Origin of the sequence: Actinomadura sp. NPDC049753, assembly GCF_040674655.1 — a bacterium.
Taxonomy (GTDB): Bacteria; Actinomycetota; Actinomycetes; order Streptosporangiales; family Streptosporangiaceae; genus Spirillospora; species Spirillospora verrucosospora.
In genome coordinates, this window is the sequence record NZ_JBFARL010000005.1 from 24,828 (window position 1) to 42,404 (window position 17,577).

Sequence of the window (17,577 nt, forward strand, 5' to 3'; positions counted from 1 at the left end):
GTCTGAAGATCCGTACTGTCCGTGCCTGCAGTGAGACTGGAGCGATGACCGACACCCCCGGCGTCGAGGACGCCCCCGAAAGCGCGCTGCCCCGCCTGCTCGTCGAACCGCCGTGGACGCGCCGGCCGCCCGCGGGCGCCGAACCGGTCGTCTTGAAGGGGCTGAAGCGGCCCAAGACGCCCACGGTGGAGTCCTGGCCGCCCGGGCTGCGGGACGAGTGGTCGAAGACCCCCCACATGTTCCCGAAGGCGTACGAGCCGTACGCCGAGGAGCCCGACTGGAAGGCGCTGGCCGAGCGTTTCCGCAGCGGCGAGGCGCTGAACGACCGGCGGGGCGGGGACCGGGGCCGCGACTACTACTGGCTGGTGATGCGGGGGCCCGACGACCTCGCCGAGGAGCTTCTCGCCGACGAGCGCTACCACGACGACTGGGACAGCTACGTCTACGTGGTCCCGCTGAAGCACTTCGCCGCCCGTCGCGGTCTGGCCGCGCACCCGCTGCTGCTCCGCGCGGTGAAGGGCCACATCTCCTGCGCGGCGGCGCTCGTCCCGTTCCTGGACGACGCCACCGCCCAGATCATGATCGGCGCGCTCGGCCGGGTCGACGAGGCCGCGCGGCTCTGGTTCACCTGGCACGGCGCGGGCGCGGCCCCGTTCGTCGTCCCGGAGGCGCTGCGCAAGCCCGGCCCCAAGCGCACGAAGGCCGAGCAGGGCCTCGCGCTGATCGCCCGCGAGCACGGCAGCGCCTGCCTGGCGGACGCGGCGCGGGCGTACGGCGAGGAGGCGGTCGCGGCGATCGAGGCGCTGCGCACCGACCCGCTGGACCAGTACCCCGACGATCTGCCGGAATGGGACGAGGAGACCGTTCGCAAGCTCCCGCGGATCCTGCTGCGCGGCCGCGACCGGGCGCTGCCGGTGGAGGCCGCCCGGCACTTCGTGACGATGCTGCTGATCTCCACGCCGGAGGACCCGTACCCCGGTTGCGAGCAGGTCATCGAGCTGTGCGACCCGGACTCCCTGGCCGAGTTCGCCCTGACCCTCAGCACCCACGACCGGGGCAGCGGGCTGTGGGCGTCGCCGGGTGCGCAGTACGCCCTCCGGCGCCTCGGCGACGCCGGCACGGCCGCCCGGCTGGCCGACCGGATGGTGCGCTGGGACAACTACTACACCTGGACGTTCAAGGGGTGGACGGCGCTCGACGTCCTCATGGCGATCGACATGCCCGCCGACGACAGGCTCCGCCATCTGGACCGCATCGCCCGCCGGGGCGCCGACGCCAAGCACCTGCGGCCCCGCGCGCAGGGCCGGCTGAACGCCGCCGCCCGGGAGCGCGGGCTGACCTCCGAGCAGCTGGCGGACCTGCTCGTCCCCGACCTCGGCCTGGACGCCGAAGGCTCGATGACGCTCGACTACGGCACGCGCCGCTTCGTCGTCGGCTTCGACGAGCAGCTCAAGCCCTTCGTGGCCGACGAGGACGGCAAGCCCCGCAAGACGCTGCCGAAGCCGGGCGTCAGGGACGACGAGAAGCTCGCGCCGCTCGCCTACAAGCGGTTCGCCGACCTCAAGAAGGAGGCGCGGGCGGTCGCCGCCGACCAGATCAAGCGGCTGGAGAAGGCGATGGTGGCCGGGCGCTCCTGGACGCCCGAGGAATTCCGCTCGGTCTTCGCGGGGCACCCGCTGATGCGCCACATCGCGCGCCGCCTGGTGTGGTCGGCGGACGGGACCGCGTTCCGGGTCGCCGAGGACGGCACGCTCGCCGACGTCCACGACGACGGGTTCGTCCTTCCGCAGGACGCCCGCGTGACGCTCCCGCACCCGGTCCTTCTCGGGGCGGACGCCGTGGCGGCCTGGGCGTCGGTCTTCGGCGACTACGAGATCCTCCAGCCGTTCCCGCAGCTCGAACGTCCCGTCTACGAGCTGGAGGACGGCGAGCGCGACGCCGCCCGGCTGGCCCGCTTCGAGGGGATCACCGCCCATTTCGGCAAGTTCATGGGCATGACGTCGCGCGGCTGGGAGCTGGGCGACAAGGAGACCGGCGGGTTCCGCCGCCAGGTCAACCTGATCACCCCGGACGAGCGGCACGTGATGGTCGCGTTCGAACCCGGCATCCGCGTCCTGAGCCCGGAGGAGTTCGCGGAGCAGAGGATCGAGCGCGTCATGCTGATGACCGGACGCTACTCCGGGAAGGCGCATCCGTTCGGCGCGCTCGACCCGGTCACCCTGTCCGAGATGCTCGCCGAGCTGACCCGCCTCACCGCCTGACCCGCGGGCCGGCGCCTTCCGTCCACCGATCGGTGGACGGAAGGTTCCACCGGTCGAGGCTCATGCGCGCCGGGGCGCCGCGGCCAGCATTTCCGGTATGACGGATCTACTCGTACGCATGGCCCGGTGGAGCGCCGGGCACCCCTGGCGCGGCATGGCGGCCTGGCTGCTGTTCGTGGTGCTGTGCCTCGGCATCGGCGTCGCGGCCGGCGGGCACGCGGCCACGACCGAGGACTTCCGGATCGGCGAGGCCGGCCGGGGAGAGGCGATCGCCGCCGAGGGCGGGCTCCAGCAGCGGCCCGTCGAGCACGTGCTGGTCACCGGCGGCGGCGCGGCCGCCGACGCGGCGGCGCGGGACGCCGCCGCGCGGATGGGGCGGCTGCCCGAGGTCGCGTCGGTGTCCGCGCCCGTGAGGTCGAAGGACGGCTCGGCGGTCCGCGTCGACGTGACGTTGAAGGGCTCCGAACTCCAGGGCAAGGAGCACGTCGAGCCGCTGCGGGCCCAGACCGCCGCGGTCCGGGCCGCGCACCCGGACGTGAGGGTGGAGGAGACCGGCGGCCCGTCCATCAGCAAGGGCGTGGGCGAGCTGCGCGACGACGACCTCGCCCGCACCGAGATGATCGCGTTGCCGATCACCCTGGTCACGCTGCTGCTGGTGTTCGGCTCGTTCGCGGTGGCGGTCGTGCCGGTGGTGCTCGCGCTGACCTCGATCGCGGCGGCGATCGGCCTGTCGATGCTCGCCTCGCACGTCTTCCCGGACGCCGGGGTCGGCGCCAGCGTGATCCTGCTGATCGGCATGGCGGTCGGCGTCGACTACACCCTCTTCTACCTCAAGAGGGAACGGGAGGAGCGGGCCCGCTCGGGCGGCCGGCTGGACGCGCGGGCCGCCGTGGAGACCGCCGCGGCGACGTCCGGGCGCTCGGTGGTGGTGTCCGGACTGGCGGTCGCCGCGTCCAGCGCGACCCTCTACCTGGCCGACGACGTGATCTTCTCCTCGATCGCGACCGCGGCGATCGTCGTCACGCTGATCGCCGTGGTCAGCTCGCTGACCGTCCTGCCGGCGGTGCTGGCCAAGCTCGGCGGATGGGCGGAGCGGCGGGCCGCCCGGCGCGGCCGGACGCCGAAGCCGCCGCGGACCGGCGGCGGCCGGATCACCCGGGCGATGCTGCGTGCCACCGGAAGGCGCCCGGCCGCGACGCTGGCCGTGGCGGTGACCGCGATGCTGGCGCTGACCGCGCCGTTGCTCAGCATCGACCTCACCGACATGGGCCGCGACAGCCACCCGCGGGAGATCCCGGCGATGCGGACCTACGACCGGCTGAACGCGGCGTTCCCGGAGCTCAAGGCCATGCACCAGATCGTCGTCAAGGCCGACGCCGGACGCGCCGACGAGGTGACCGCGTCGCTGCGCGCCCTGGCGGAACGGGCCGAGGGCGACCCCCTGCTCGCCGGGACGTCCGAGCTGCGCACCTCGCCGGACGGGCGGATCAGCCTGCTCGAACTCGCGGTGCCCCACCACGTGAGCACCGACGCCGCGCGGCGCTCCCTGGAGCGGGTCCGCGGCGAGTACGTCCCGGAGACCGTCGGCAAGCTCGGCGTCGAGACCGCCGTGACCGGAGACGTGGCCCGCTACGCCGACTACCCCGAGCACCAGGAGAGCAAGCTTCCGTTCGTCATCGGGGCGCTGCTGCTGGTGACGTTCGCGATGACCGTGTGGGCGTTCCGCTCCGTGGTCCTCGGGCTGATCGGCGTGCTGCTGAACCTGCTGTCGGCCGGCGCCTCGCTCGGCCTGCTCACCCTCGTCTTCCAGGGGACGTGGGCCGAGGGGCCGCTCGGCTTCACCTCCACCGGCTCGGTCGGCTCCCGCGTCCCGCTCTTCCTGCTGGTGATCCTTTTCGGGCTGTCGATGGACTACCAGGTGTTCGTGATCAGCCGGATCCGGGAGGCGGCGCTGCGCGGCGTCCCGGCCCGGCAGGCCGTGCTCGACGGGGTCGGCGGCTCGGCGAGCGTGGTGACCAGCGCCGCGTTCGTCATGGTCACGGTGTTCGCCGGCTTCGCCACCGTCCACATCATGGAGCTGAAGCAGATGGGCTTCGCGCTGGCCGTGGCGGTGCTCCTGGACGCGGCCGTCATCCGGATCACGGTCCTGCCCGCCCTGATGCTGCTGCTCGGCGACCGGTGCTGGTGGCCCGGCGGGCGGCACCGGCCCGGCGCCGCCCGGAAGCGGGACCGCGCGGCCGCGTCCCTGCCGCAGAACATAGGCTGACCGGCATGGTGCAGCCCGGTGAACGTCCCCAGGTGCGGGCGCTCCGCAGGTGGTACGCCGCCGCCTGGATCACGTTCGGACTGGTCCCGCCCGCCCTGGCGGTGGCGGACCAGCCGGACTCCACCAGGGCGGCCACGCTGGCGCTGCTGTCCGCGCTGGGGCTCTGCTACCCGATCACGGAGACGTTCCCCGGGAACCCGGCGGTCCGCCGGAACGCCTTCCTGGCCGCGCTGATCGCGGGGATCGGCGCCGTCTCCTACCTGATGGGCGGCGCCGCGTCCCTGCTCATCACGTCCCTCCCGCACTTCTGGATCCTCGCGAGGACCCCGCGGCGCGCGGTACTGCTCAGCGGCGCCGCCGCCGCGGCCGCGGTCGCCGGAGGCGCCCTCCACAACGCCCCGGACGGGGAGCCGCTCACCGGCAACTCGATCGCCGCGCTCATCGGATACGCGGCGGGCGTCCTGTTCGGGCTGTGGATGCACCGGGTGGTCGGGCAGCACGACGAGCGCGCCCGGGTCCTCGAAGCCGACCTGGCCGAAGCCGAGCGGCGGCTCGCCGAGGCGCAGCGCCGGCAGGGCGCCGCCGACGAGCGCGAACGCATCGCCCGCGAGATCCACGACACGCTCGCGCAGGGGTTCGCGTCCATCGTCGTCCTGGCGGAGGCGGCCCGCGACGGCCTGCGCTCCGACCCAGACCGCAGCGACCGCCAGCTCGTCTCGATCGAGCAGACGGCGCGGGAGAACCTCGCCGAGGCGCGCGTCCTCGTCGGGGCGGCGTCGCAGGGCAGCGTCGCCCCCGCCTCCGTCGCCCGGACCCTGCGCCGCACCCTCGACCGGTTCGCCGAGGACACCGGGCTCACCGTCCACGCCGAGCTGCCCGACGTCGAGTGCGACCAGACGACCCGGATCGCGCTGCTGCGCTGCACGCAGGAGTCGCTCGCCAACGTCCGCAAGCACGCCGCCGCGTCCACGGTCGGCGTCGTGCTCGAACGGCACCCGCACGGCGTCGAGCTGGAGATCACCGACGACGGGCGCGGGTTCGCGGTGGCCGGGTCGCGCGGCTTCGGCCTCGACGGCATGCGCCGCCGCCTCGCCGAACTCGGCGGCGAGCTCACCGTGACCAGCTCCCCCGGCGAGGGCACCCGGATCCTCGCCATGATCCCCGCGAGGGCGTGAGATGACCGCGAAACTCAGGATCATCGTGGTGGACGACCACACGGTCATGCGCGCGGGCGTCGTCGCGCTGCTCGCCGCCGAGCCCGGCATCGAGACCGTCGGCGAGGCGGACGACGGCCGCGCGGCGATCGCCCTGGCCGAGCGCCTGCGGCCCGACGTCGCGCTGCTCGACCTGCGGATGCCGGTGCTGGACGGCGTCGCGGCCACCGCCGAACTCGCCCGGCTCGGCATCCGCGTCCTCGTCCTCACCACCTACGACACCGACACCGAGATCGAGCGCGCGATCGAGGCCGGGGCCATCGGCTACCTGCTCAAGGACACCACCCGCGACCAGCTGGTCGACGCCATCCGGGCGGCGGCGCGCGGGGAGACCGTCCTCGCGCCGCGCGTGGCCGAGAAGCTCGTCGCCCGGATGCGCCGCCCGGAGCCGGCCGCGCTGACCGCCCGGGAGATCGAGGTCCTCCGGGCGGTCGCCGACGGCCTGTCCAACGCCGAGATCGGGCGGCGGCTCGTCATCGCGGAGGCGACCGTCAAGACGCACCTGCTCCGCGTCTTCGCGAAGCTGGACGTCGGCGACCGCACGCACGCCGTCGTCGTCGCCATGGACCGCGGCCTCCTGCCCCGCTAGCCGCACCGCCCCGCTAGTCGGCGCTGGCGACGGGCAGGGAGCGGAGCCGGAAGGTGGCGAGGAACGCCGCGACGAGCGTGACCGCGACCAGCAGCCCGACCGCCACCGGAAGGTCCACGGTCGACCTCACCGGCGACGCGCCCGTGAGTGCGTCCGTCACCGACAGGCACCACTGCTGGATCGACGCCGACTTGGCGCCCGGCGCGAAGTTGCCGAGCAGCGATTCCCACACCAGCGCGTACAGCAGGCCGATCGTGACGGCGTTGCGGCTGGCGACGGCCAGCGCGACGAACACCGCGCTGTAGACGACGCCGCCGATCAGCACGCCGATCGCGAACGCGGGCGTCAGCTGCGCGGTCGTCCCCGTGAGGACCAGCCCCGCCAGCAGCGTCGGCACCGCCGCGAACGCCGTCACCAGGACGATCGCCACGACCAGCTTCGTCAGCACGATGACCTCGCGCGGAACCGGCTTGGTCAGCACGTACATGATCTGGCCGTCGTCGATCTCCGGGCCGATCACCCCGGTACCGGCGATCAGCGCGAGCAGCGGCAGCAGCGTCGCCAGGCCGAACTTCTGCAGGATGTTCGCCGAGACGTCCAGGTCGTCGTTGCCGGTCACCTTGAGCGCCGCCGCCAGCACCAGCAGGAGCAGCGGCAGCCCCAGCAGGAGCAGCGCGCGCTTGCGTCCGAGCATCGCCCGGAACGTGATCATCGCGATCGTGCCATTCATCGGGCCACCAGGTAGGAGAAGACGCTTTCGAGGGACTCGTCGGCCGGGGAGACCTCCCACAGGCGCACGCCGGCGTCCCGGGAGACCTGCGGCAGCAGCCAGGTGAAGCGCTGGAAGTCGACCGCCTCGACCTGAAGGCCCTTGTCGGTGAGCTGGACGCTGCGGGCCGACCCGTCGGCGATGACGGCGGCGGCGAGCCGCCGGTCGTCGGACGAGCGGACGAGGAAGATGTGCGGCCGGTCGGTCATCAGCCGCCGGATCTTGCGGAAGTCGCCGGACGCCGCGTGCCGCCCCGCCACGATCACCTCGATGTGGCTGGCGAGCCGCTCCACCTCCTCCAGGATGTGCGAGGAGAACAGGATCGTGCGGCCCTCGGCGGCCATCCGCTGGATGAGGTCCATCAGTTGGAGCCGCTGCCGCGGGTCCATGCCGTTGAACGGCTCGTCCAGCAGAAGCACGGGCGGATCGTGCACCAGCGCCGACGCCATCTTGATGCGCTGCTTCATGCCCTTGGAGTAGTTGCCGATGGGGCGCCCGGCCGCGTAGTCCATCTCCACCAGGCCGATGGCACGGCGGGCGGCGGCGCCCGGATCGGGCAGCTTGTGCAGTTTGGCCATCGCGAGGATGAACTGCTCGCCGGTGAGGAAGTCGTAGGCGGACTCCCGCTCGGGCACGAGTCCGAGGCTGCGGTAGATGCCCGGGTTGCGCCAGATCGGCTTCCCGTCCAGCGTGACGGAGCCGGACGACGGCGCGAGGAACCCGCCCATCATGTGGATGAGCGTCGACTTGCCCGCCCCGTTCGGCCCGAGGAGCCCGGTGACGCCCGGCCCGACCTTCATCGTCACGCCGTTGACGGCGACGACGTTCCCGTACCACCGGGACACGTTCTCCAGAATGAGCTCACTCATGTCTTCCTCCATGTGGGGGGACGACCCCCCACACCCCCCGGTTCGCTTCGCTCATCCGTACTCCCCGTGGGGGGACGACCCCCCACACCCCCCGGTTCGCTTCGCTCATCAAGAGAGGCCCGCCTTCCGGAACCTGCGGTAGAGCACCGCGATCGAGCCGACGACGATCAGGACGCACACCGCGAGGGCGACCACCCCGCCGGCGACTCCGGACGGGACCCCGGCGGACGACGACTGGGCACCGAGCAGCCGCACCTGGACGATGTCGACCAGGTTGAACGGCGTGAACAGCCCCGCCCAGCCCTGGAGCGTGAAGTTCGTCTGCGCCTCGGCGATCCCCTGGACGGCTCCGACGAACGCCGCGCTGATCATGTAGACGGCGATGACCGCCGCGACCCCGAACCCGCGCCGCGGGGTGAACGCCGCGACCACCATCCCGATGGCGGCCAGGACGAGCGCGAACAGCACGCAGCCGACGAGCGCGCCGAGGTACTTCAGCAGCTGCTCGCCGGAGTCCGGCATCTTGGAGATCAGGCCGCCCACGTACAGGACGGTGACCGGCACCGCCATCAGCGCGAACAGCGCGGTCGCCATCGCGGCGGCCTTCGCCAGCACGAAGTCGAGATGGCCGACGGGGCGCGAGAAGTACAGCGGGATGACGTGGAAGCGCACCTCCCGCGAGGCCAGCACCGGCGCCTGCGTGGCCAGGAAGATCGCCACGATGACCTGCATGATGTTGGCGTAGGAGGAGTAGCGGAACAGCGCGTCCTCCTGCTTAGTGAACGCGAACGCCGCGACCGACCCGGCGGCCGGCAGCAGCATGATCGCCCCCAGCAGGAACGGCATCACCTTCGCCCGCGCGGGACGGCCGAGACCGTAGGCGGCGCGCAGGTTGTGCACGTACAGCGACCGCAGCACGTACGCGCGGCCGTTGCGGCGCCCCTCGTAGTGCCGGTATCCGATGTCGTGGATCGTGCTGGTGCTCATCGCGGCGCTCCCTCCTGCACGTCGCCGGACCGCACGTCTCCGGCCGGGGCCTGCGGGGCGGGCGTCTGGAAGACCTCTTCGATGTGGTGGCGGCGCTGCTCCATCCGGATCAGCCGGAGCCCGAGCTCGGCGACGCCGTCGCGGACCAGGTCGTAGGTCTGCTCGCCGGCGATGTCCACGACGAGGAACCGGCCCTCCGGACGGACGGCCACGCCCTGGTCGTAGAGGTGCTGCCCGAGCGTGTCGCGCCCCTCGTCCACCTCGACGGTGAGCACGCCGCTCTCGGCCGTGTACGCCTCGACGGCCTGGGAGCGCAGCAGCTTCCCGCCGTCGACGATGACGACGTGCTCGCAGACCCGCTCCAGCTCGCCCAGCAGGTGCGAGGTGACCAGGACGCTGATCCCGAACTCGGTGCCGATCCGGCGGATCAGTTCGAGCATCTCGTCGCGTCCGGCCGGGTCGAGGCCGTTGGTGGGCTCGTCCAGGAAGACGAGCTTCGGGTCGTGGACGAGGGCCTGCGCGAGCTTCACCCGCTGGCGCATCCCCGTCGAGTAGCCGCCGATGGGACGGTAGCGCTCCTCGTACAGGCCGACGTGCCGCAGGGTGTCGGCGGCGCGCTCGCGGGCCGCGGTCGGCGGCAGCCCGCACATCCGGGCCATGTGCACGACGAACTCGGTCGCGGACACGTCCGGCGGCAGGCAGTCGTATTCGGGCATGAACCCGACGCTCTCCCGGATCCGCAGGCCCTCGCGCGCGATGTCGAGGCCGAGCACGGTCGCGGTCCCGGAGGTGGGCGGCAGCAGCCCGAGGAGGATCTTGATGAGCGTCGACTTGCCGGCGCCGTTGGCGCCGACCAGGCCGACGACTCCGGGCTCGACGGCCACGGAGAGGTCGTCCAAGGCGGTCACCCGGGGGAACCTCATCGTCAGGCCCTGGGTGGCGATGATGGGCATACCGTCGAACCTAGCGGCTGCCTCCGCCCGGCACGTCACCCTGAAGGGCGATCAGGGGCAGCCTTTGGTCCGATGCCCGAGGCGACCTAAGTTCCCCGCACCGCGTTCCTTCGGCCGCGGTGCCGCAGCACGACGGCCCACACGGCCCGCTGCAGGAGCAGGGTCAGCGTCCCCGCGATGATCATTCCGACGACGTTCACGCCCAGCTGGAGCAGCGACCCGTTGATCTCGCTGCCGTGCTTGAGCGCCATCGCGACCGCGAGGTTGCCCGCCGCCGGCACGGTGGTGACCGAGATGAAGACCCCGACCAGCGCCGACGACTTGCCCGCGGTGAGCGACAGCACGCCCGCGGCGCCGGCGAGCAGTGCGACGATGAACGACCAGCGGTCCGGGCTGTAGATGAACGCGGTGAGGGGGCGTTCGTCCGGCAGGCGGTCCAGCTCGATCACCCCGGTCCACCGGGCGGCCAGCGCGCACACGTAGGTGACGGCGATCGCCACGGCGAAGCCGATGACCAGCGCCCGGATCGCGTGCACGATGCGTCCGGGCTGGAGCCGGACGAGCCCGTAGCAGATCGCCGCGATGGCCGCGAACTCCGGTCCGAGGACCATGGCGCCGACCACCAGCACCGGCGAGTCGATCAGCGCCGCGATCGCGGCGAGCTGCGTGGCCAGCACGAGGAACGCCACGAACGACCAGGTCAGCGCAGTTCCCTCGCTGACCTGCCGGTCCAGTTCGTCCCAGACGACGGCGTCGTCGCCGTGCCCAGGCGCCAGGTCCTTGGCCAGCTCGGCGCGGTCGGACAGCGTCAGGTCGACCTTGTCGAGAGCGATCGACCCGTCCCGGTCGACGTCGAGGGCGCGCAGCGCGTCCAGCACCTCGTTGGCCGACTCGCGGGCGATGTCGGCGGTGACGAGGTCGCCGCGCGGGGCACGGGCGGCGCCCTCGATCACGACGACGTTCGTGGCGCCGGCGCAGGCCGCCAGCTCCTTGCAGACCGCTTCCGTGCGCTCGGCCGGGACGATCGCTCTGAGATGCAACACGGGCCAATCGTGCCGCAAGCATCGCGGCGGCGGGTCACGGGCCCCGCCGGTGAACGCCCAGGCCAGAATGTTTGATCGATTATTTGCCTTCAAGATGGCAAAAACGCCCAGAAACTCCCCCAGGACGGTGAAGTCATGACTCAGGCGTCGGTGCTGTGGAAGGCCGCGCGGACGGCCGCGGCGGGCCTCGCGCTCGCCGTCCCGCTGGCGACCGCGGGCTGCGAAGGCGATGTGGGCCTCTCGCAGACGGGATCGCCCTCGTCCGGCTCGACCAAGCCCGCCTCCGGCGACGAGGCCAAGGCCCGCAAGAACCTGTCCGGGCTCCGGATCGCGTCCGAGGGGGACCGCGGCGGCTACCGGCGCGACAGGTTCGGCACGCGCTGGAAGGACACCGACCACAACGGCTGCGACCAGCGCAACGACGTCCTCGCCCGCGACCTGACGAAGGTCGAGAAGAAGGGCCGCTGCATCGTGCTCGCCGGGAAGCTGGACGACCCCTACAGCGGCAAGCAGATCGCCTTCGAGAAGAAGGACGCCGCCGAGGTCCAGATCGACCACGTCTACCCGCTCGCCCTCGCCTGGCGGATGGGCGCGTCCCGCTGGAGCGAGGACAGGCGCGAGCAGTTCGCCAACGACCACGACAACCTGCTCGCCGTGTGGGGCGTGCCCAACCGGGACAAGAGCGACTCCGGTCCCGGCGAGTGGAAGCCCCAGAAGGGGTTCCAGTGCGTCTACGCGATCAAGTACGTCGCGGTCGCGAAGAAGTACTCCCTGCCGGTGACGCGCTCCGACCACGACGCGCTCCAGGACTTCCTCGCCCGCTGCTGACCGGCGGCGCCGCCGGCGGGCCGTAGGCTCGTGCCATGAGCGAATCGCGCGGCGAGGACGCCGAGAAGGACGTGGAGAGCGCCGGGCAGGAGCGGCCGCGGGTGCGGACGGAGCGGGGCGTGGGGGCGCGGGCGACCGGCGCGGAGGTGACCGGCGCGTCCGCGACCGGCCTCACGCTGCGGGCCGGGAACGGGCTCGGCTCCCTGGCGCTCGGGGCCATGGCCCTCGGCGCGGTCGCGGTCGGCGCGGTCGCGATCGGCAGGCTCGTCGTGAAGCGGGCGGTCGTCGACCATCTCCAGGCCGGGACCGTCGAGATCAGGCATCTGAAGGTCGGCCGGCTGGAGATCGACGAGCGCTAGCCGGGCGGGCCCGCGCCCGTCCGGCCGTGCGCGTCCGGCTAGCCGAGGGTCGTGCGGACCACGCCGGCGAGGTGCTCGGCCACCGACTGGGCCTGCGTCTCGGACGCCGCCTCGACCATCACGCGCACCATCGGCTCGGTGCCGCTCGGCCGGATCAGGACGCGGCCGGTGTCGCCGAGGTCGGCCTCGGCGGCGGAGACGGCGACGGCCAGCTCGGGGGAGGTCTTGGCACGGTCCTTGTCGACGTCCTTGACGTTGATGAGGACCTGCGGCAGCCGCGTCATCACCTTGGCCAGCTCGTCCAGCGGGCGACCGCGGCGCACCATCGCGGCGAGCAGGTGCATGCCGGTGAGGACGCCGTCCCCGGTCGTCGCGTGGTCCAGCATGATGACGTGGCCGGACTGCTCGCCGCCGAAGCCGAAGCCGCCCTCCTTCATCGCCTCCAGGACGTACCGGTCGCCGACCGCCGTCTCCACGACGGTGATGCCCGCCTCCCGCATGGCCAGCTTGAAGCCGAGGTTCGACATCACGGTCGCGACCACCGTGTCGGCGGCGAGCGCGCCCGCCTCCCGCAGGTCCAGGGCCAGGATCGCCATGATCTGGTCGCCGTCGACGATCTCGCCGCCCGCGGTCACCGCCAGGCACCGGTCGGCGTCGCCGTCGTTGGCGATGCCGGCGTCCGCGCCGTGCTCGCGGACGGCCCGCTGCAGCGCCTCCAGGTGCGTAGAGCCGCAGCCGGAGTTGATGTTCAGCCCGTCGGGGGCCGTGCCGATCGTGATGACCTCGGCCCCCGCGCGGCGCAGCGCCTCCGGGGCGACGTCGCTGGACGCGCCGTTGGCGCAGTCGATCACGACGCGCAGGCCGTCCAGCGACACCGGGACCGTGGTCAGCAGGTGCGCGACGTACTGCTCGACCGCGCCGTGCGCCTCCCGGACGCGGCCGACGCCCGCTCCGGTCGGCGGCTTCCACGCCTCGCCGAGCCGCGCCTCGACGCGGTCCTCGAGCTCGTCGGGGAGCTTGTAGCCGCTGCGGTCGAAGAACTTGATCCCGTTGTCGGGGGCGGGGTTGTGCGAGGCCGACAGCATCACGCCGAGGTCGGCGTCCAGCGCGTGGGTCAGGTGCGCCACCGCGGGCGTCGGCAGGACCCCGAGGCGCAGCACGTCCACCCCGGCGCTCGCGAGGCCCGCCACGACGGCGGCCTCCAGGAACTCGCCCGAGGCGCGGGGGTCGCGGCCGACCACCGCGACCGGGCGGTGCCCCTTGAACGCGCCCTGCTCCCCCAGCACCCGCGCCGCCGCGACGGACAGGTCCATGGCGAGCGGGGCGGTCAGGTCTCGGTTGGCGAGTCCGCGCACGCCGTCGGTCCCGAACAGACGAGCCACAGTTCAACTCCCGATCAGAGAGAAGGTTCCGGAAAACAGGGAGAGGACACCCGGAAAAGCGGACGAGCCGCCGCACCCGGGTGCGCCGGCCGTGCGGGCCGGCTGCGGAGAAGCCACGGGGTGCGACGGCTCGTGCCGTCGATCAACGCTTGCTGTACTGCGGAGCCTTGCGGGCCTTCTTGAGACCGGCCTTCTTGCGCTCGGGCACCCGCGCGTCGCGGGTGAGGAAGCCGGCCTTCTTCAGCGCCGGGCGGTGCTCGATGTTGGCGAACTGCAGCGCGCGGGAGATGCCGAGGCGCAGCGCGCCGGCCTGGCCGGTGGTGCCGCCGCCGTTCACGCGCGCGAGCACGTCGAACTGGCCCTCCAGGCCCAGCAGCACGAACGGCTCGTTCACGATCTGCTGGTGCACCTTGTTCGGGAAGTACTGGTCCAGGGTGCGGCCGTTGATCTTCCACTGGCCGCTGCCGGGAACGATGCGGACCCGCGCGATGGCCTGCTTGCGGCGGCCGGTGCCGGCCGCGGGGCCGGTGGCGACCGGCTGGCCGAGGTAGCTCTCGCCGGCGCTCTCGGGGGTCTCGGTGCTGTACTCGGAGGGCGCTTCCTCGTACGAGTCGAGCTCGGCGGCCTGCTCGGCGCCGGTGGTGTCGTCCACGGTTCTCCTTGGGGTGTTCTAGCCAGGGCGGCTGGCCCGTCAGGCGGGTGCCCCGGCGGCCTCTGCTTCCGGGTCGCGCACGATCGGCTCGTGCGCGGGCGTCACTTCTTGATCTGGCTGACCTGGGTGATCTCGAACGGGACCGGCTTCTGCGCCTGGTGCGGGTGGTCCGGTCCGGCGTAGACCTTCACCTTGCCGAACATCTTCCGGCCGAGGGAGTTCTTGGGCAGCATGCCCTTGATCGCCTTCTCGACGGCCCGCTCGGGGTGCTTGGCCAGCAGGTCGCCGTAGCTCACCGAGCGCAGACCGCCCGGGTAGCCGGAGTGCCGGTAGGCGCGCTTCTGCTCCAGCTTGTTGCCCGACAGCGCCACCTTGTCGGCGTTCACGATGACGACGAAGTCACCGGTGTCGAGGTGCGGGGCGTAGATCGGCTTGTGCTTACCCCGGAGCAGCTGTGCGACCTGACTGGCGAGACGGCCCAGCACGACATCGGTCGCGTCGATGACGTACCACTGACGCTGGACGTCAGCGGGCTTAGGGGTGTACGTGCGCACGGTCGTAAGCCTTCGTTTCTCGTCGACTCTCAGCGGTTTCGATCCTCCACCCGTCCTCGTGGACGGGTGCCACCTGGCAGCGGAATCCTGCTCGCGCCGATCAGAGGATCATCCGACCCGGCGCTCCGGGATGCCGGGGCCCGCACGCGGCCACGGGGGCGCACATGATGGGGACACACCGACAGGTCGTCGCGCCTCCCGCCTGCAGCGAGCAGGCGCCGACGCACACAACAAACACGCAGGATACTCGGCCACGCGCACGCGGGTCAAAACGAGCCGCCGTGGCGCTTCCAGCCGCATGCCCAGTATGCCGCATGACCCGAATGCCAGGAAGTGGACGTTCAGCACCGCCACGATCACACTTCGTGGCGAATCAGCTCTTTCTGGATTCATTTCTGTAACAGAGGGTCTATATCGGGATATGGTGCCGGGCGACCGGTCCACGCCGGCTCACGCCGGCCCGCACCCGGGAGCCCCCGCTGACCACTCCCCGCAGACCAGCCGATCCCGCCGGAGGCCGCCGGCCCGGCCACGCCGGGCGCCCCGGCACCTCCGGGCGCGACGCCTCCGCGCCGCGCGACGTTCCCCCGCGGCCCGGTGTCCCTCCTTACCGCGACGAACTCGTCGCGAGCGGCCCGCGGCGCGCCCGCCGGGAGCCCCCGCCCGCCGAGCGGGCGCCGAGCGACGGCGACGCGTTCTGGAACGGCCGCCCGCCGCGCGGGAGGCGCCCCAAGAAGAAGGGCGCGAAGACGATCGTCGTGGCCGCCACCGCGTCCGCCCTCGCCATCGGCACCGGCGTCGTGATCGACCGGCTCGTCCTGCCCCAGTTCCGGTCGGAGAGGACGTCCGCTTCCGGAGCGGAGCGCAGCCCGACCGTGGAGGTTCCCGCCGGGCCGCAGAGCGACCCGCTCGCCGCGACCGGCAAGGGCTCCGGCAGCGGCTCGGGTTCCGGGACGGGGGCGGGCGGCCGGACCGGCGCCTCTCCCGCGCCGACCGCCGAGGAGCAGACGCCGCCGCTGAAAGTGATCCACCCGCCGAAGAGCGCGTCCGCCAAGCCCTCGAAGTCCAAGCGGTCCGCCGGGTCCGACGCCCCGTCGGCGCCGGGCGCGAGCAGGACTCCGGGCGGCGGCTCCGGCGGCTCCGGCTCCGGCGGCTCGTCCGGTCCCGAGGCGAGCGTGGTGTCGCTCACCAACGCCGAACGAGCCAAGCACGGCTGCCCCGCGCTGCGCACGGACGCGCGGCTCGTCACCGCGGCCCGCAAGCACTCGGCGGACATGGCGGCCAACAACTACTTCGACCACACGTCCCGCAACGGCGACAGCCCGTGGAAGCGGATGGAGGACGCCGGATACAGCAGCCCGGGGGCGGAGAACATCGCCAAGGGCTACCCCACCGCGTCGGCCGTCGTGAAGGGCTGGATGGACAGCCCCGGCCACCGGGCCAACATCCTGAACTGCGGGCTGCGCGCCATCGGCGTCGGGATGGCCTCGGGGTCCGGCGGGCCGCTGTGGACGCAGGACTTCGGCTGGAAGTGACCGCCCCCGCCCGGCGGGGACGCGACCTTCGGCAAATCACCGGCGTCCGGTTCGCCCCCATGTCATGGTGGGTGTCGCGAAGGTCCAGAGCCCTGAACGAGGAACGGTAAGGTCCAACCCATGGGTTATCCGGGCGATCAAGGCAAACCCGGCGACTGGCCTCCCCGGCAGTCGCCGCACGCGCCGTACGGACCCGGAGCCGAAGCGCCGCCGTACGGCAACGACAACGACGAATCCCCTTTCGCCCCGCGCGACGAGCCCGCCGGCACGCCGCCGGCGTTCGGCGGGGGCGGCTTCGGCGACGACAAGTTCGGCCAGGACAAGTTCGGCGATGACGCGTTCGGCGGTCCCCCCTACGGTGGCGGCGCGCCCGGTGGCGCATCCGGCGGTGCGCCCGGTGGCGAGGCGCCCGGCGAGCGGACCGCGGCCTGGTCCGACCAGCCGCCCGCGTGGGGCGACGAGTCCGCCGCCGGCGGCGGCTTCGGCGAGAACGCCCCCGGCGAGGGCGGCTTCGGCTCCTACGAGGGCATGCCGCCCGGGCCGTCCGGCGCGCCCGGGCGCCCCGAGCGCCGCCGCAACCTGCCGCTGATCATCGGCGGCGCCGCGGTCGCCGGGATCCTCCTCATCGGCGGCGGCATCGGGCTGTCGTCGATGCTCAAGGGCGACCCCAAGCCGAAGCCGAAGCCGACGCAGGCCGCGTCCCAGCAGCCCCAGGCCACGCCGAGCCCCACGCAGCCCGTCCTGACTCCGGTGAAGCTGCAGAGCCGCACCACCGACCCCGTGCCGCTGACCCTCAAGGAGGTCTTCGGCAAGGCGACGTTCAAGGCGGGCAGCCACAAGTACGTGCGGACGGCCGCCGCCGGGAAGAAGGGCTGCACCGGCACCGTCGGCGGCACGACCCTGGCCGCGGCGCTCAAGAAGGGGCGCTGCACGCAGGCGCTCCGGGCCACCTACGCGCTCAGCAACGGCTCCCTCGTCGGCACGGTCGGCGTGTTCAACCTGCAGACCGAGGCCGCCGCCAAGAAGGCCGTCAAGGCCGCCGCCGCCAAGGACGCGTTCCTCGTGTCCCTGCCCGGCAAGGGCGTCAGCAAGAACATCGGCAAGGGCGAGGCGCTCGGCACCTCGCAGGCGCGCGGCCACTACGTCATCATGACCTGGGTGCAGCGGCCGGACGGCAAGAAGATCTCCAGCAAGTACCATGCCGCGGTCCGGGTCTTCGGCACCCAGCTGGTCAAGGGCAGCAACCTGGCACTGGCGCTGCACTACCGGGAGACCGAAGGCAAGCCCCTCCAGAAGTGACCCCCATGACTACCCTC

General features: G+C 72.6%; 16 protein-coding genes. 8 read left to right on the forward strand and 8 right to left on the reverse strand.

Features of this window, described 5'->3' with window-relative positions:
* The first annotated feature begins 44 nt into the window (after positions 1-44).
* The 4 genes from AB0K37_RS02540 to AB0K37_RS02555 all read left to right on the forward strand — a co-directional run bounded on the left by AB0K37_RS02540 (position 45) and on the right by AB0K37_RS02555 (position 6,330).
* Complete coding sequence (locus tag AB0K37_RS02540; protein WP_363973682.1) at positions 45-2,261, forward strand: DUF4132 domain-containing protein; 2,217 nt, start codon at positions 45-47, stop codon at positions 2,259-2,261.
* 97 nt (positions 2,262-2,358) lie between these two features.
* Positions 2,359-4,527, forward strand: a complete 2,169-nt coding sequence (locus AB0K37_RS02545; protein ID WP_363973685.1) for an MMPL family transporter — start codon at positions 2,359-2,361, stop codon at positions 4,525-4,527.
* A 5-nt stretch (positions 4,528-4,532) separates the two neighbouring features.
* Positions 4,533-5,702 (forward strand): sensor histidine kinase, encoded by a 1,170-nt coding sequence (locus AB0K37_RS02550; protein ID WP_363973688.1) that lies wholly within the window; start codon positions 4,533-4,535, stop codon positions 5,700-5,702.
* Position 5,703: 1 nt separating this feature from the next.
* Entirely contained in the window at positions 5,704-6,330 is a 627-nt protein-coding gene (locus tag AB0K37_RS02555; RefSeq protein WP_363973691.1) for a response regulator transcription factor, read from the forward strand.
* 13 nt (positions 6,331-6,343) lie between these two features.
* On the opposite strand, the gene AB0K37_RS02560 is transcribed toward AB0K37_RS02555, so the two are convergent.
* From AB0K37_RS02560 to AB0K37_RS02580, 5 genes are all read right to left on the reverse strand, one after another.
* Entirely contained in the window at positions 6,344-7,060 is a 717-nt protein-coding gene (locus tag AB0K37_RS02560) for an ABC transporter permease (RefSeq protein ID WP_363973694.1), read from the reverse strand.
* The gene (locus tag AB0K37_RS02565; RefSeq protein ID WP_363973697.1) at positions 7,057-7,968 is read right to left on the reverse strand and encodes an ABC transporter ATP-binding protein; all 912 of its coding nucleotides are present in this window, start codon (positions 7,966-7,968) and stop codon (positions 7,057-7,059) included. Before AB0K37_RS02565 ends, AB0K37_RS02560 begins: the two co-directional genes overlap by 4 nt.
* Positions 7,969-8,076: 108 nt before the next feature.
* Entirely contained in the window at positions 8,077-8,955 is an 879-nt protein-coding gene (locus AB0K37_RS02570) for an ABC transporter permease (RefSeq protein ID WP_345176446.1), read from the reverse strand.
* Complete coding sequence (locus tag AB0K37_RS02575; RefSeq protein WP_363973701.1) at positions 8,952-9,908, reverse strand: ABC transporter ATP-binding protein; 957 nt, start codon at positions 9,906-9,908, stop codon at positions 8,952-8,954. The genes AB0K37_RS02570 and AB0K37_RS02575 overlap by 4 nt, the downstream gene beginning before the upstream one ends.
* Positions 9,909-9,994: 86 nt before the next feature.
* Complete coding sequence (locus tag AB0K37_RS02580; protein ID WP_363973703.1) at positions 9,995-10,951, reverse strand: DUF389 domain-containing protein; 957 nt, start codon at positions 10,949-10,951, stop codon at positions 9,995-9,997.
* A gap of 135 nt (positions 10,952-11,086) precedes the next feature.
* On the opposite strand from AB0K37_RS02580, the gene AB0K37_RS02585 reads away from it, so the two are divergent.
* Positions 11,087-11,779 (forward strand): HNH endonuclease family protein, encoded by a 693-nt coding sequence (locus tag AB0K37_RS02585; RefSeq protein ID WP_363973706.1) that lies wholly within the window; start codon positions 11,087-11,089, stop codon positions 11,777-11,779.
* A 35-nt stretch (positions 11,780-11,814) separates the two neighbouring features.
* A complete protein-coding gene (locus AB0K37_RS02590) occupies positions 11,815-12,138 on the forward strand; it encodes a hypothetical protein (protein WP_363973709.1) in 324 nt (107 codons plus the stop codon).
* Positions 12,139-12,176: 38 nt separating this feature from the next.
* Here the strand turns inward: AB0K37_RS02590 and glmM are convergent, their stop codons facing one another.
* The 3 genes from glmM to rplM form a co-directional block, all read right to left on the reverse strand.
* On the reverse strand, positions 12,177-13,520 hold the full coding sequence (glmM, locus tag AB0K37_RS02595; protein ID WP_363973712.1) for a phosphoglucosamine mutase: 1,344 nt from the start codon (positions 13,518-13,520) through the stop codon (positions 12,177-12,179).
* A gap of 142 nt (positions 13,521-13,662) precedes the next feature.
* Entirely contained in the window at positions 13,663-14,172 is a 510-nt protein-coding gene (gene rpsI, locus AB0K37_RS02600; RefSeq protein ID WP_363973715.1) for a 30S ribosomal protein S9, read from the reverse strand.
* Between the two features lie 101 nt (positions 14,173-14,273).
* Positions 14,274-14,726 carry a 50S ribosomal protein L13 gene (rplM, locus tag AB0K37_RS02605; RefSeq protein ID WP_345176432.1) on the reverse strand — a complete coding sequence of 151 codons (453 nt, stop codon included), beginning with the start codon at positions 14,724-14,726 and terminating at the stop codon, positions 14,274-14,276.
* A gap of 758 nt (positions 14,727-15,484) precedes the next feature.
* Between rplM and AB0K37_RS02610 the strand changes: the two genes are divergently transcribed.
* Positions 15,485-16,261 carry a CAP domain-containing protein gene (locus AB0K37_RS02610; protein WP_363973718.1) on the forward strand — a complete coding sequence of 259 codons (777 nt, stop codon included), beginning with the start codon at positions 15,485-15,487 and terminating at the stop codon, positions 16,259-16,261.
* A 120-nt stretch (positions 16,262-16,381) separates the two neighbouring features.
* Positions 16,382-17,560, forward strand: coding sequence for a hypothetical protein (locus AB0K37_RS02615; protein ID WP_363973721.1), 1,179 nt, complete (start codon positions 16,382-16,384; stop codon positions 17,558-17,560).
* The last annotated feature ends 17 nt before the right edge of the window (positions 17,561-17,577 follow it).